The organism is Marinobacter sp. MMG032 (assembly GCF_040112695.1).
GTDB classification, from domain to species: domain Bacteria; phylum Pseudomonadota; class Gammaproteobacteria; order Pseudomonadales; family Oleiphilaceae; genus Marinobacter; species Marinobacter salsuginis.
The window spans coordinates 619,295-633,454 of record NZ_CP157802.1 but is presented as its reverse complement, the minus strand read 5'-3'; the positions used below and the strand labels follow the sequence as shown (position 1 = coordinate 633,454).

Sequence of the window (14,160 nt, the reverse complement as noted above, 5' to 3'; positions counted from 1 at the left end):
GTTAACGTCACGACAGTTGTTGTACCCGCTCGGTCAGCATTTGGTTCACCGGAGTTTCGATGCCGAGCTCTTTCCCCAGTTTCGCCACGTATCCGTTTATAAAGTCTATCTCGGTTTGGCGTCCCCGTTGAACATCGGCACGCATGGATGACGTGTTGCCGGCGGTATTGCGGGCTACCTGCTCGATGCGTTCCCGTAGCGCGTCCGGTGTCTGTCGAATCCTGACGGCGGCATCCATCAGCTGTGAAAGCTCCAGACAGAGCTGGTCGATGGTGCTCTGGTACAGGGGGGCATCCAGGATCTTGCCATTGGGGCAGTCCAGGATGGCGGTGTAGGGGTTGATGCCGGCGTTAATAATGAGTTTTTGCCAGAGGCGCTGAACGATGTCCGTCTCCGGATGAATGTTCAGGCCGGAGGTTGCCAGCATGGTAACGGCTTTCCTGACCGTTGCTTTGGCGGGGCTTGTCATCGGGCCTACCCAGGTGTCACCGGTACCGGCGTGAACGAGAAGCCCTGATTCTGGTCGGTTCGCGCCCTCTGTAGTGCTTGCGGCCAGGATTGGTCGCTCCGGCCACCGCTTGGCAACGGCTTGCTGGCTGCCAAGACCGTTCTGGAAAAGCAGGATGGGGGTATCAATTGCGAACTGGTTGATGACGCCGGCAACGGCGTCCAGGGTATCGCCGGCCTTGGTTGTAACCAGAATAAGCTCTGGCTCGTCGCCAGGCTGTAGAAAGGGAATCCGTACTTGTGATTCCGGCCCTTTAAAAGGCCGGAACCGGTAATCGACACTGGCGCCGGTCGGCTCACCGGGCCTGGCAATGAAGGCAATGCCCCCCGCAGGTAGCATTGCGCCCCAGAGCCTGCCCAGCGAGCCTGCGCCGAGAATGCCGATCATGCCGGTTACATGGCCTCGATGTCAGCCCTTTGCTGGCTCAGGCGGGCCTGGCTGCTCTGGGCGTCCCGGAGTTTTTCCTGCTCTTTCTCAACTACCTCGGCGGGCGCCTTGGCAGTAAACTTCTCGTTCCCCAATTTGCCCTCCAGGCGGCCAATCTCTTTCTGCAGGCGCTCCAGCTCCTTGTCCAGGCGCTTGAGCTCGGCATCCTTGTCGATCAGGCCGGCCATGGGAACCAGAACTTCCATGTCGCCTACCAGTTGGGTGGCAGACATCGGAGCTTTGTCACCTTCGAACCAGTCCAGGCTCTCCAGCTTGGCAAGGGAGCCAAGGAACTGGCGGTTGTCGTTCATGCGACGCTGGTCTTCGGCGTCTTTGCCGCGCAGCAGTACCGGAATCTTTTTCGCCGGGGAGATGTTCATTTCGCCCCGGATGTTCCGCACTGCCACGATTACGCCTTTCAGCCATTCAATATCGGCAGTGACCGCTGCATCCTGCTTGGTGGCATCCGGCTGCGGGTAGGCCTGCAGCATGATGCTGTCGCCGATTTTACCAGCCAGGGGCGCAATACGCTGCCAGATTTCCTCGGTGATGAACGGCATCATCGGGTGGGCCAGGCGCAGGACGGCTTCCAGCACGCGCACCAGGGTACGACGGGTGCCGCGCTTGGCTTCGGCGCTGGCGCTTTCATCATTGAGGACCGGCTTGGACAGCTCTAGATACCAGTCGCAGTACTCATTCCAGATGAATTCGTACAACGCATAGGCGGCCAGATCGAACCGGTACTGGTCCAGGTAACGGATGACATCCTGTTCGCAGCTTTGCAGCTCGCTGATGATCCAGCGATCGGCCAGGGACAGCTCTACAGGCTCGTCATGTACGCCGCAATCTTCGCCCTCGGTGTTCATCAGCACGTAGCGGGCCGCGTTCCACAGCTTGTTGCAGAAGTTGCGGTAGCCTTCCAGGCGTTTCATATCCCAGTTGATGTCGCGGCCGGTGGTGGCCATGGCGGCCAGGGTGAAACGCAGGGCGTCGGTGCCGTGGGCGGCGATGCCCTCGGGGAATTCCTTCTTCGTGCGCTTACCGATCTTCTCGGCCAGCTTCGGCTGCATCAGGTTGCCGGTGCGCTTCTCCAGCAGGTCGTCCAGGCTGATGCCATCAATCATGTCCAGCGGGTCGATTACGTTGCCCTTGGACTTGGACATCTTGTCGCCGTGCTCGTCGCGAATCAGACCGGTGACGTACACGGTGTGGAAGGGCACTTGGGGCGTACCGTCTTCGTTCTTCATGAAGTGCATGGTCATCATGATCATCCGGGCAACCCAGAAGAAGATGATGTCGAAGCCGGTTACCAGCACATCGGTTGGATGGAAGGTCTTCAGGCGCTCGGTGATTTCCGGCCAGCCCAGGGTGCCGAAAGTCCACAGGGCAGAGCTGAACCAGGTATCCAGAACGTCTTCATCCTGCTCCAGGGTGACGTCGGCATCCAGGTTGTGCTTCTGGCGAACTTCATCTTCGCTGCGGCCAACATAGATGTTCCCCTCGGCGTCGTACCAGGCCGGAATACGATGGCCCCACCAGAGCTGGCGGGAGATGCACCAGTCCTGGATGTCGCGCATCCAGGCAAAGTACATGTTCTCGTACTGCTTGGGTACGAACTGGATACGACCGTCTTCCACCGCCTCAATGGCCGGTTTGGCCAGGGTCTTGGCGTCGGCAAACCACTGGTCGGTCAGCATGGGCTCGATAATCAGGCCGGAGCGATCACCCCGGGGCACGCTGAGTACGTGGTCCTCGATGTTCTCGACCAGCCCCTCGGCTTCCATGTCGGCAACAATCTGTTTACGGGCTGCTTCCCGGGTTAGTCCGGCGTAGGCGCTTGGCATGGTGCCGTCGAGTTCGGTGTTTTCGCTGCCATCGGCATTGAACACTTCGGCCACGTCCCGGATGTTGGCGTCCTGGGTCATGACGTTAATCATCGGCAGGTTGTTGCGCTTGCCCACGGCATAGTCGTTGAAGTCGTGGGCCGGAGTGATCTTCACGCAGCCGGAGCCTTTCTCCGGATCGGCGTGATGGTCGGCCACAATGGGAATCCGACGGTTCACCAGCGGTAGCATCACGTGTTTGCCAATCAGGTGCTGGTAGCGTTCGTCGTCCGGGTGTACGGCCACGGCGGTGTCGCCGAGCATGGTTTCCGGACGGGTGGTGGCCACCACCAGGTAATCTTTGCCGTCTTTGGTCTGCACGCCGTCAGCCAGTGGGTAGCGCAGATGCCAGAAAAAACCTTTCTCTTCCTTGTTTTCCACTTCCAAATCAGAAATGGCGGTGTGCAGTTTCGGGTCCCAGTTCACCAGGCGTTTGCCGCGGTAGACCAGGCCTTCGTCGTACAGCCGAATGAACACTTCCTGCACGGCCTTGTAGAAGCCATCGTCCATGGTGAAGCGTTCGTTGTCCCAGTCCACGGAATTGCCGAGGCGACGGATCTGGCGGGTGATGGTGCCGCCCGAGTGTTCTTTCCAGTCCCAGATGCGCTTGATGAACTCTTCCCGGCCCAGGTCGTGGCGGGTTTTGTCTTCTTCAGCGGCCAGTTTGCGCTCAACCACCATCTGGGTGGCGATGCCGGCGTGGTCGGTGCCGACGGTCCACAGTGCGTTGCGGCCCTGCATGCGCTTGAAGCGGGTGAGGGTGTCCATGATGGTGTGCTGGAACGCATGGCCCATGTGCAGGCTGCCGGTGACGTTGGGCGGCGGGATGGCGATGCTGTAGGACTGGCCTTCACCTGTGGGGCGGAAGTACCCTTTGGCTTCCCAGTTTTCGTACCACTGGCGCTCGATGTTTTCTGGCTGGTAGGTTTTTTCCATGGGGTTCTGCAGTGACCGTTGGTTGATTCACAAGGGAAAATTGAGACGCACGATTATACATGCTCGCCGGTGATGCGGCGAACCTAACGCTTCCTCTGATCATGCACCCGGGGTTCAATTCCCAGTGCCCGCAACTGCTTGAAATGCGAGCGGGCCTGATTCAGCACATTCGGATCGTTATGGGCGACCAGAGCCAGCCGTTTGAACCGGTCTGCATCCGCCGGCAAGGTGGCCGAAAGAATGATCACGGTATCCCAGTCTTCGGCGACCGGCGGGCATAGCAGGATGCCGACAGGGTCGGTGCAGGTGGTAGCTGAATCGGGAACAACGCTGTGTGGAATGAAGGCGTCGGGGCTGAAGTTCCAGAGCAGGTCGTCCAGTTCTTCTGCGTGTTGCATGGTATCGCAGACGACGCACACGCGGTCTCCCTGCTGCCAGGCTTTGTCCACGAGCTTTGCGGCGTGGAGGTTGCGGGCTGCGGGGGTGTTCTGGGCGAGGATGTGGAACCAGTAGCGTTGGTTCCGGTCCTCTTGGCCGGAAGAGCCGGCAGCGGGGCTGCCGGTTTCCGGAGAGGGCGCCGGGTTGTTATCCGGCATGGGACATCAGGTAGTCGACCAGCAGGGGCACCGGGCGGCCGGAAGAGCCTTTGGCCTTACCGGAGTGCCAGGCAGTACCGGCGATGTCGAGGTGCGCCCAGCGGTAGTCTTTGGCGAACCTGGACAGGAAGCACGCTGCGGTAATGGTGCCGGCTGGGCGGCCGCCGATATTGGCCATGTCGGCGAAGTTGCTGTCGAGCTGGCTCTGGTATTCGTCCCAGAGCGGCAGGCGCCAGGCTCGGTCACCAGCCCGTTCGCCGGCGGCCAGCAGTTCGTTGGCCAGTTCATCGTTGTTGGCCAGCAGGCCGGTCGCATGGTTGCCAAGGGCAATGATGCAGGCACCGGTCAGGGTTGCCAGATCGATGACGGCGGCCGGGTCAAACTTCTTCACGTAGGTGAGAGCGTCACACAAAACCAGGCGGCCTTCGGCGTCGGTGTTGAGGATTTCAACGGTCATACCCGACAGGGTGGTTACAATATCGCCCGGGCGGGACGCGCCGCCGTCCGGCATGTTCTCCGCCGCGGCAATGACAGCCACTACGTTAATCTTGGGCTGGGTTTCGGCCAGAACCTTCATGGCGCCGAAGACGCTGGCGGAGCCGCCCATGTCGTACTTCATCTCATCCATGCCCTCGCCGGGCTTGAGGCTGATCCCGCCGGTGTCGAAGGTGATACCTTTGCCAACGAGGACATGGGGCTTGTCTTTGGCCTTGCCGCCACGGTATTCCATCACAATCAGGCGTGGGGGTTGGGTGCTGCCTTTGCCCACGGCGAGGATGGTGTTCATACCCATTTTTTCCATCTGCTTCTCATCAAGCACTTCGGTCTTGATGGAGTCGTAGTCCTTGGCCAGTTTCTTGGCCTGCTGGGCCAGCCATTCCGGATGGCAGATGTTGGGCGGGGTGTTGCCGAGATCCCGGGTGAAGTTCATGCCGCGCCCGGTGGCGAGGCCGAGGTTGAAGGCATCCTTGAGGGCTTTGCCGGCATTCGAGGCATGGACAACGACTTTGTTTAGCTTGCGGTCGGCAGGCTTTTCGCTCTTGAAGTCGCTGAAGGTGTAGAGCTGGTCTTCCAGCGTCCTGCCAATCAGGCTCAGCCGGGCGGCCTCGGAGCTCACGGCTTCTTCGCCGGTTACCGGGGTATCTGCCAGCGCTATCGCGACACTTTTGGACGGACCGTCCTTGAGCGCGGTCATCATTGCAATCAACGCTTTACGGTAGTTGGCGGGGCTGCGATCTGCATCCTTGCCCGTGCCAACCACGAGCAGACGGCTCCAGGGCTGATCGGTCAGCGGAATTGTCACTGTGGTGGCATTTTTGCCGGTGAGGTCACCGGCCTTCTGGAGTGTCTTGATCAGCCCGCCCAGAGCCTCATCGGCCTGATTGGTCGAATCGGGCCAGGTGCCTTTCTCAGGCAAGCCAATAACAAGGCAGTCTGCTTTGGTGCTGGCGATGGCTTTACTGCTCAGGCTGAAATTCATGGCAACTCCTGTTGATTGTTCACGAGGGTCCCGCCGCCGGCGGGAATCGTTCTTGATTGTGATCTAGTCTAGCATTGGGGCTTGCCGGGAAATTATCAAGCGATTGGCGCGGCTTCCGCGCCTGTTCGTGCCTTCACGCCGGTGTAATACCGCTACTCTGTCATTCGGCACCAAGGTTACATAGAATACGCGCAGTTCCCAGCCACCTCCACGTTTCAACGGATACGGCCAGAGAGACCGATTTGAGTATCATTTTCCGTTACCTCATACGCCAGATCATGATCAGCATGCTTGCCGTTTCCGGCATTCTGCTGCTGGTGTTCATGAGTGGCCGTTTCCTTAAATATCTGGACAGTGCTGCGCAAGGCAGTATTTCCGCCGGTGTTCTGTTCGAGATCATGGCGTACCGTTTTCCGGGATTTCTCGAACTGATCCTGCCGCTGGGTCTGTTTATTGGCATTCTGCTCGCCTACGGCCGCATGTACCTCGAAAGCGAGATGACCGTGTTGTTTGCCTGCGGTGTCAGCGACAAGGCCCTGTTGGGTAAAACCCTCCTGGGCAGTCTGCCGGTGATGATCATCGTTGGCGCCATGAGTCTGTACGTCTCTCCCTGGGGAATGAACCAGGTTGAGAAAATCTTCAATGAACAGCGCAAGGCCACAGAATTCGAGATGCTGGCGCCCGGGCGTTTCCAGGATTTCTCTTCGGGCGGGCGGGTGACCTACACCGAAGGCCTGAGTGAGGATAAACGCCGGCTTCAGGGGGTCTTTATCGCCGAATACGCCGAAAACGGTCAGGGGCTGACGATTATCACCGCCGACTCCGGTTCCCAGCTGGTGGACCCGGAAACCGGGAGCCGTTTCTTGATCCTGGAAGAGGGTGGCCGCTTCGAGGGTGCCGCTGGGGAGCTGGACTACACCACCATCGATTTTGAAGCCTATGGCCTGAAGATCGAGAGTGGCAAGGCTGGCACCCGGGAGCTGGAGGAAGGGGCCAGTACCTGGAGCCTGATGCAGTCAGACCGGCTGGAGGATCGGGCTTTGTTGCACTGGCGCCTTTCACTGCCCCTGATTGTCCCGGTCGTGACTTTGCTGGCGGTTCGCCTGAGCCGGGTGAACCCTCGCCAGGGTAGGTTCTTCCATCTGCTTCCGGCGATGCTGGTGTACATCACCTACCTCGGCCTGCTGATTGTTGCCCGGGACTGGCTTGCCGAGGGCAAGGTTCCCGAGTGGGTCGGCATGCTCTGGGTCCATGCCCTGTTTATCGGTTTTGGCCTTTGGCTGCAATTTGGTCCTGACTGGCTGCATCGCCGGCGATTGATGCGGGAGGGGACTGCCCATGCGCAGGATTGACGGCTATGTGATGCGCACCGTTGGCGGCGCCATGTTCCTGGTGATGGTAGTGGTACTGTCGCTTGATCTGATCTTCGCCTTTATCGCCGAGCTTGAGGATACCCGCAATGATTACCAGACGCTTGAGGCGCTCTGGTATGTCTTCCTGACCCTGCCACGTCGGATCTACGATTACCTGCCGCTGGGCGCGTTCATGGGGTGTCTGGTGGGGCTGGGTTCCATGGCCAGCTCGTCGGAGCTGACGGTTATCCGGGCGGCCGGGGTCTCGCTCAAACGTATTGTCTGGTCGGCCATGAAGCCGGCTCTGGTTGTGGTCATTCTGGGCGTATTGATTGGTGAGTACGTGGCCCCGCCGGCAGAGCGGGTGGCGCAGAGCGACAAGGCCGTGGCACTGGGTGCAGGCACCAACGTCGCTTCGGCGTCTGGGGTCTGGCACAAGGAAGGGAACGTCTACATTCACCTGAACGCGGTGCAGCCCAATGGCGTGCTTCACGGCGTTTCCCGATTCCAGTTCAACGAAGACAGGCAGTTGCTGGCGGCGAGCTTTGCGGAGCGGGCCATCTATCAGGGCGATTATTGGCTGCTGGAGAAGGTGCGCACCACCGAGTTCGAGGAAGACAGAACCACCCGCTCTGAAAAGCAGGCCCTGAGATGGGATACGGGGCTGTCACCAAGCGTTCTGAGTGTCCTGATTGTAAAACCGGAAAACCTCTCCATGACGGGCCTGTTCACTTACGCCCGCTATCTGGGGGAGCAGGATCTCAATGCCTCTCGTTACTGGCTGGCGTTCTGGAAGAAGGCCCTGATGCCCCTGGGTACTGCTGTGATGGTGCTGGTCGCCATTTCCTTTATTTTCGGGCCCCTGCGCTCGGTTACCATGGGTTTTCGAGTGTTCACGGGCCTGTTGGTGGGGCTGCTATTCAAGTACATGCAGGATCTGCTGGGGCCCATGAGTCTTGTTTACGGTTTTAACCCGATGCTGGCGGTGTTGGTGCCAATTGCGGTCAATGCCGTGGTAGGCGCGATCCTGATGCGCCGGGCCGGCTAGCAGACCCTGACCCCGTCGTTACTTTGCCGCGCGCTTTTTCGTTGTGGTCTCCTTGGGAACCGAGACAACGACGCTGTCCGACAGCCGATCAGTGATGGAAAGACCGTTGATCGGATAGAACAAAGCGATAATCGCCGGTATGCCCAGAAACAGAGTGGCGGCTCCGAGGTAGTAGCTGCCCAGCAGCGTCAGGAAGATCACCGCCGCCGCCGTTACATACCGCCTGAGCGCCTTGCTCCAGCTCACCGACGTGCCATCGATGTTTTCAATGCGGATACGCCACACCTGCATTCCCAGGGTCTGGCCGATGCGGGTCCAGAAATAGCCGAAGAACAGGTAGAGGACCAGAAACAGGGTAAACGTCAGCCCCGGGTCGCCCGAAAGCTGGCCTGACTCGGCCATCTGTTCGTACCGGTCCCAGCCAGTAATCCAGCCGGCCACCATGGTGTATCCCCAGGTCGCGACAAGCAGCACGGCGATGCTGATCAAACCGTCGTAAATAATGGCAAGAGAGCGTTTCAGGGCGGTGGCTGGTGGGAATAGTTCCTCGGCGTCATGGAAGCGTCGGGGCATGGAATCTCCTGTGATGTTTCACGTTTTTCCTGTTCTCGGCGTGTGCTAGAGTAGCGGATTTGCACAAGCATGTAAGTATTCGTATTCAATCGCGGACCGGGCGGCACTCCCGCCGGGTTTCTGGAAAGGTATTAAAGGGCTATGAAAACCGCAGAGTTGCGACAGGCGTTCCTCGATTATTTCAAGCAGCAAGGCCACACCATTGTTCCAAGTAGTTCGCTGGTACCTGCGGACGACCCCACATTGCTGTTTACGAATGCGGGAATGAACCAGTTCAAGGACCTGTTCCTGGGCCGTGAAGAGCGTGACTACACCCGGGCAACCTCCTCCCAGAAATGCGTCCGCGCGGGTGGCAAGCATAACGACCTGGAAAACGTGGGCTACACCGCCCGTCACCACACCTTCTTCGAAATGCTGGGCAACTTCAGCTTCGGTGACTACTTCAAGCGCGAAGCGATCAACTACGCCTGGACATTTCTGACCGGCGAGAACTGGCTGAACCTGCCCCAGGAGAAACTCTGGGTGACCGTATACGCCGAAGATGACGAAGCCTTCGATATCTGGAACAAGGAAATCGGAGTTCCGGCTGACCGTATCGTCCGGATCGGCGATAACAAGGGTGGTCGTTACGCCTCTGACAACTTCTGGCAAATGGGCGATACCGGTCCCTGTGGCCCCTGTACCGAAATCTTCTACGATCACGGCCCGGATGTGGCTGGTGGACCTCCGGGCTCGCCGGAAGAGGACGGTGATCGTTACATCGAAATCTGGAACGTGGTGTTCATGCAGTACAACCGTACTGCCGATGGTGAGATGCTGAAGCTGCCCAAGCCCTCCGTAGACACTGGCATGGGTCTGGAGCGAATCACCGCGGTTCTGCAGGGCGTGCACAGCAACTATGAGATCGATCTGTTCCAGGATCTGTTGGCGGCCGCCTCTCAGGTTCTGGGCGGTGCCGCGACCACGGAAGCGTCACTTCGTGTTGTCGCCGATCACATCCGCTCCTGCGCCTTCCTGATTGCCGACGGCGTGATGCCTTCCAACGAGGGCCGCGGTTTCGTGCTGCGCCGGATCATTCGCCGCGCGGCACGCCATGGCAACAAGCTGGGAGCAACCGGGCCATTCTTCTACAAACTCACCGGTGCCCTGTGTGAATTGATGGGCGACGCCTTCCCGCAGCTGGTTAGCAGCCGCAAGCAGATTGAAAAGGTGTTGCTGCAGGAAGAAGAGCAGTTTGCCAAGACGCTGGACAAGGGCTTGCGCCTGCTTGAGCAGGACATTGCCGAGCTCAACGGCACCGAGATTCCGGGCGAGACCATCTTCACCCTCTACGATACCTACGGTTTCCCGGTTGACCTGACCAACGACATCGCTCGTGAGCGGGGCCTGACGCTGGACTATGAAGGCTATGAGAAAGCCATGGAAGGTCAGCGCGAACGCGCCCGGGCAGCCAGCAAGTTCGGTATCGACTACAACGCCGCCGGTTTGCAGCTCGAGGGCAAGACTGAATTTACCGGTTATGAGCATATCGATGGCCACGAGAAAATCCGTGCAGTCATCGTTAACGGCGAGGAAAAGACCGCAGAAGCCGGTGATGAGGCCGTTGTGGTGCTCGAGCGCACGCCGTTCTACGCCGAGTCCGGTGGCCAGGTGGGCGATACTGGCCTGCTGACCTGGAGCGGTGGCCGGTTCAAGGTAACGGATACGCGCAAGGAAGGGGATAACCACCTGCACCTTGGTACGCTGATCGAAGGCGAGTTGTTCCCGGGGCTGGAAGTCGACGCCCGGATCGATCACGCCCGTCGTGAGCGCACCAAGCGCAACCACTCCGCTACCCACCTGCTGCATGCGGCCCTGCGCAAGGTGCTGGGTGAGCATGTAACCCAGAAGGGTTCATTGGTGGATCCGGATAAACTGCGTTTCGACTTCTCCCATTTCGAGGCCGTGACGCCGGAACAGCTCCGTGAGATTGAGCGTCAGGTGAACGAGCAGATTCTGGAAAACAGCCCGGTGCAAACCGAAATCACCGACATGGAAAAGGCCCAGGAGAAGGGCGCCATGGCGCTGTTCGGTGAAAAATACGGGGATGTGGTTCGGGTACTCAGCATGGGTACCGACAACTACTCCGTTGAACTATGCGGTGGTACGCACGTTTCTCGCACTGGTGACATTGGTCTTTTCCGTATTACCTCTGAAAGCGGCATTTCATCCGGTGTGCGCCGTATCGAAGCGGTTACCGGCATGGGCGCGCTGGACTGGATCGACGGTACCGAGCGCACACTGCGCGAAGCGGCTCGCCTGGTGAAAGGTTCCCGCGATTCGGTTATTGAGAAAGTTCAGCAGACCGTCGATCGCAATCGTCAGCTTGAGAAGGAAGTGGATGCGCTGAAAGCCAAGCTGGCTTCTTCTGCAGGCACCGACCTGGCCAGCACAGCGGTGGACGTGGCCGGGCTCAAGGTCGTGGCCTCTGAACTGGAAGGCGCTGACCGCAAAGCCCTGATGGAAACGGCGGACCAGCTCAAGAACAAGCTGGGCGAAGGTGTTGTGGTGCTTGCCAGCGTGGAAGATGGCAAGGTCACCCTGGTCGCCGGTGTTACCAAGTCTGCGACGAACCGGATCAAGGCAGGGGATCTGATGAAGCACCTGGCGGCCCAGGTCGACGGCAAAGGCGGGGGACGTCCCGATATGGCTCAGGGTGGTGGTAATGATCCATCCAAGCTTGAGGATGCCCTGGCAGGTGTCGCCGGTTGGGTCGAAAAAAATATCGCTTAAGCAACTGTTTTTGTGGGCGGGCTGGGGTTTATAATCCCGCCCGTTTGTTTTAATTGGCGGAGCGTTACTCCGCTGTGAGTCCCCGTTTCGGATATTGGGAAAATAATGGCTCTGTTGGTTCAGAAATTTGGTGGCACATCGGTTGGAACAACCGAACGTATTCAAGCGGTAGCCGACAAGGTGTGCCGTTTCCGCAAGGAAGGTCATGATGTCGTTGTCGTGGTTTCCGCCATGAGTGGCGAAACCAACCGGTTGATCGCCCTGGCGAACGACATCATGGAGGAGCCTACGCCCCGTGAGATGGACGTGTTGGTCTCCACCGGTGAGCAGGTAACGATTGCGCTCCTGTCCATGGCGTTGCAGAAACGCGGCTGTGAGGCGCGCTCCTACACAGGCTCACAGGTACGCATCCTGACTGACAGCAGTCACACCAAGGCTCGGATCAAACAGATCGATGAACAGCGCATGCGCGAAGATCTGGATGCCGGCCGAGTGGTTGTGGTCGCCGGGTTCCAGGGCATCGACGAGAGCGGCAATATCACCACTCTGGGCCGCGGCGGGTCTGATACTACAGCGGTAGCGCTGGCGGCGGCGCTCAGGGCAGACGAATGCCAGATCTATACCGACGTTGACGGTGTCTACACGACCGATCCCAGGGTTGTCGATACCGCGCGCAGGCTTGAGCGGATCACGTTCGAGGAAATGCTCGAGATGGCCAGCCTGGGCTCGAAAGTGCTCCAGATCCGTTCGGTAGAATTTGCAGGTAAATACAACGTTCCATTAAGGGTACTTTCCAGCTTCCAGGAAGGCGAAGGCACCCTGATTACTCTTGAGGATGAAAACGCCATGGAACAACCGGTTGTTTCCGGCATCGCTTTTAACCGTGATGAAGCCAAACTGACCATTGCCGGCGTACCGGATACCCCGGGCAGCGCGCTGCGCATTCTGAAGCCGGTGAGCGACGCCAATATCGAAGTGGATATGATCGTGCAGAACGTGGGTGAGGATAACCGCACAGCCTTCACGTTCACCGTTCACCGCAATGATTTCAAGCGTGCGAAAGAAGTGCTTCAGCGTGTGGCTGATGAACTGGGCGCCCGTGAAGTGGCTGGCGACAGCAAGATTGCCAAGGTCAGCATCGTGGGTGTTGGAATGCGTTCCCACGCTGGCGTGGCAACCCAGATGTTTGAAGCGCTGTCCAATGAGGGCATCAACATCCAGATGATCTCCACATCAGAAATCAAGATTTCCGTGGTGATCGATGAGAAATACCTTGAGCTTGCGGTTCGTGCGCTTCACAGTGCATTTGAGCTGGACAAGCCCGCGGTATCAGACGAGGCCTGAAAAACGCAGATAAAAGGTCGGTCTGCGGAGCCTCTGAAAAAAAGGGCATCATATGCTGAGCCTATGACAAACGTGAACCGTATAAGGGAATGTGCGTCTACAGATCAGTAAGTGATCCCACTATAAAAGCAATAAATAGATCAAAAACCATTTATCGGAACAGGTAGCTCTGGATAGGGAGTAAGGGATATGTTGATTTTGACTCGCCGTGTGGGCGAAATCCTGATGGTCGGCGACGATATCACCGTCACCGTCCTGGGTGTAAAGGGCAATCAGGTACGCATTGGCGTTAATGCCCCGAAAGAAGTCGCGGTACACCGTGAAGAAATCTACCAGCGTATTCAGTCGGAAAAAGGCTCTGAAGAGCCGGAACCCGGCAACAGCTGAGAGACAGAAAGCCGTTCATGGGAAACCTGAACGGCTTTTTTGATGATGGGCTGAAACGAGTCCGAAAAATCTCGTGTCAACCCTATGAAAACAGAAAAATTATGGTAGTATACGCCCCGTTCTCAAGGAGAGGTGGGTGAGTGGCTGAAACCAGTTCCCTGCTAAGGAACCGTACGAGCAATCGTACCGAGGGTTCGAATCCCTCCCTCTCCGCCATTTTCCTTTCGGGAAAAGCGAGACAGGTTGAGGTAGCATTCAACCAGAGCAAGTGATCAATGTGCGGCTGTAGCTCAGCTGGATAGAGTACCTGGCTACGAACCAGGCGGTCGGAGGTTCGAATCCTCCCAGCCGCGCCATCGATCAACCTGCCACAAGTTTTAAGCGGCTGTAGCTCAGCTGGATAGAGTACCTGGCTACGAACCAGGCGGTCGGAGGTTCGAATCCTCCCAGCCGCGCCATATCAAATAAAGAACCCCGCCTTGTGCGGGGTTTTTTATTTGTCCCCGGTCAATTTCAGTCTGTTCAATATTTGCGCAAACCTCTTGTCCGAACCTAACCTTAAGTGTGTAGGGAAATCTAATTTCAGGAAGGAGGTCTACCCATGAACAAGACATTGAACGGTAGCTACAAAGACCACGACCAGGCCAAGAACACCTGGGATGACCTGATTGCAACCGGCATACCTCGCGACAACATTTTCATCGACGAGGAAGCCAAAGTGGTGAAAGTCAGCGTGCCTGCCGAGACCGAGAGGGAAATCCTGGAGATATTTGAGCGGCATCAGCTCCACTGAAGCAAACTGACGCGAATAGAAAGAGGCAGGCAACCAGGGAGAGTTGCCTGCCTCTTTTTTTG

11 protein-coding genes and 3 tRNA genes are annotated in these 14,160 nt (G+C 58.2%); 9 read left to right on the top strand and 5 right to left on the bottom strand.

Annotated features, from left to right (window positions below; genetic code table 11):
- Positions 1-7: 7 nt before the first annotated feature.
- From ABNF92_RS02865 to ABNF92_RS02850, 4 genes are all read right to left on the bottom strand, one after another.
- Entirely contained in the window at positions 8-895 is an 888-nt protein-coding gene (locus tag ABNF92_RS02865) for a ketopantoate reductase family protein (protein ID WP_291907845.1), read from the bottom strand.
- Positions 896-900: 5 nt separating this feature from the next.
- Positions 901-3,753 (bottom strand): valine--tRNA ligase, encoded by a 2,853-nt coding sequence (locus tag ABNF92_RS02860; protein ID WP_349343384.1) that lies wholly within the window; start codon positions 3,751-3,753, stop codon positions 901-903.
- An 83-nt stretch (positions 3,754-3,836) separates the two neighbouring features.
- Positions 3,837-4,349: a DNA polymerase III subunit chi gene (locus tag ABNF92_RS02855; RefSeq protein WP_069184562.1), complete on the bottom strand. Its 513-nt coding sequence runs from the start codon at positions 4,347-4,349 to the stop codon at positions 3,837-3,839.
- Complete coding sequence (locus ABNF92_RS02850) at positions 4,339-5,829, bottom strand: leucyl aminopeptidase (RefSeq protein WP_349343383.1); 1,491 nt, start codon at positions 5,827-5,829, stop codon at positions 4,339-4,341. Before ABNF92_RS02850 ends, ABNF92_RS02855 begins: the two co-directional genes overlap by 11 nt.
- Before the next feature lie 242 nt (positions 5,830-6,071).
- On the opposite strand from ABNF92_RS02850, the gene lptF reads away from it, so the two are divergent.
- Positions 6,072-7,181 (top strand): LPS export ABC transporter permease LptF, encoded by a 1,110-nt coding sequence (gene lptF, locus ABNF92_RS02845; protein WP_273082916.1) that lies wholly within the window; start codon positions 6,072-6,074, stop codon positions 7,179-7,181.
- On the top strand, positions 7,168-8,229 hold the full coding sequence (lptG, locus tag ABNF92_RS02840) for an LPS export ABC transporter permease LptG (RefSeq protein ID WP_069184565.1): 1,062 nt from the start codon (positions 7,168-7,170) through the stop codon (positions 8,227-8,229). Before lptF ends, lptG begins: the two co-directional genes overlap by 14 nt.
- Before the next feature lie 18 nt (positions 8,230-8,247).
- Here lptG and ABNF92_RS02835 read toward each other — a convergent pair whose 3' ends face one another.
- The gene (locus ABNF92_RS02835) at positions 8,248-8,802 is read right to left on the bottom strand and encodes an RDD family protein (protein ID WP_069184566.1); all 555 of its coding nucleotides are present in this window, start codon (positions 8,800-8,802) and stop codon (positions 8,248-8,250) included.
- A gap of 141 nt (positions 8,803-8,943) precedes the next feature.
- On the opposite strand from ABNF92_RS02835, the gene alaS reads away from it, so the two are divergent.
- The 7 genes from alaS (at position 8,944) to ABNF92_RS02800 (ending at position 14,098) form a co-directional block, all read left to right on the top strand.
- Entirely contained in the window at positions 8,944-11,574 is a 2,631-nt protein-coding gene (alaS, locus tag ABNF92_RS02830) for an alanine--tRNA ligase (protein ID WP_136629657.1), read from the top strand.
- 105 nt (positions 11,575-11,679) lie between these two features.
- Positions 11,680-12,918, top strand: coding sequence for an aspartate kinase (locus ABNF92_RS02825; protein WP_069184568.1), 1,239 nt, complete (start codon positions 11,680-11,682; stop codon positions 12,916-12,918).
- 189 nt (positions 12,919-13,107) lie between these two features.
- Complete coding sequence (gene csrA, locus ABNF92_RS02820; protein WP_349343382.1) at positions 13,108-13,305, top strand: carbon storage regulator CsrA; 198 nt, start codon at positions 13,108-13,110, stop codon at positions 13,303-13,305.
- 126 nt (positions 13,306-13,431) lie between these two features.
- Positions 13,432-13,521, top strand: a tRNA-Ser gene (locus ABNF92_RS02815).
- A 63-nt stretch (positions 13,522-13,584) separates the two neighbouring features.
- A tRNA-Arg gene (locus ABNF92_RS02810) sits at positions 13,585-13,661 on the top strand.
- 25 nt (positions 13,662-13,686) lie between these two features.
- Positions 13,687-13,763, top strand: a tRNA-Arg gene (locus tag ABNF92_RS02805).
- Positions 13,764-13,906: 143 nt separating this feature from the next.
- Positions 13,907-14,098 (top strand): hypothetical protein, encoded by a 192-nt coding sequence (locus tag ABNF92_RS02800; protein WP_008172131.1) that lies wholly within the window; start codon positions 13,907-13,909, stop codon positions 14,096-14,098.
- Positions 14,099-14,160: the final 62 nt, after the last annotated feature.

Coding starts and splice junctions, on each gene's coding strand:
- ABNF92_RS02865 (WP_291907845.1), bottom strand. CDS start 895: ATGATCGGCATTCTCGGCGCAGGCTCGCTGGGCAGGCTCTGGGGCGCA.
- ABNF92_RS02860 (WP_349343384.1), bottom strand. CDS start 3,753: ATGGAAAAAACCTACCAGCCAGAAAACATCGAGCGCCAGTGGTACGAA.
- ABNF92_RS02855 (WP_069184562.1), bottom strand. CDS start 4,349: ATGCCGGATAACAACCCGGCGCCCTCTCCGGAAACCGGCAGCCCCGCT.
- ABNF92_RS02850 (WP_349343383.1), bottom strand. CDS start 5,829: ATGAATTTCAGCCTGAGCAGTAAAGCCATCGCCAGCACCAAAGCAGAC.
- lptG (WP_069184565.1), top strand. CDS start 7,168: ATGCGCAGGATTGACGGCTATGTGATGCGCACCGTTGGCGGCGCCATG.
- ABNF92_RS02835 (WP_069184566.1), bottom strand. CDS start 8,802: ATGCCCCGACGCTTCCATGACGCCGAGGAACTATTCCCACCAGCCACC.
- alaS (WP_136629657.1), top strand. CDS start 8,944: ATGAAAACCGCAGAGTTGCGACAGGCGTTCCTCGATTATTTCAAGCAG.
- ABNF92_RS02825 (WP_069184568.1), top strand. CDS start 11,680: ATGGCTCTGTTGGTTCAGAAATTTGGTGGCACATCGGTTGGAACAACC.
- csrA (WP_349343382.1), top strand. CDS start 13,108: ATGTTGATTTTGACTCGCCGTGTGGGCGAAATCCTGATGGTCGGCGAC.
- ABNF92_RS02800 (WP_008172131.1), top strand. CDS start 13,907: ATGAACAAGACATTGAACGGTAGCTACAAAGACCACGACCAGGCCAAG.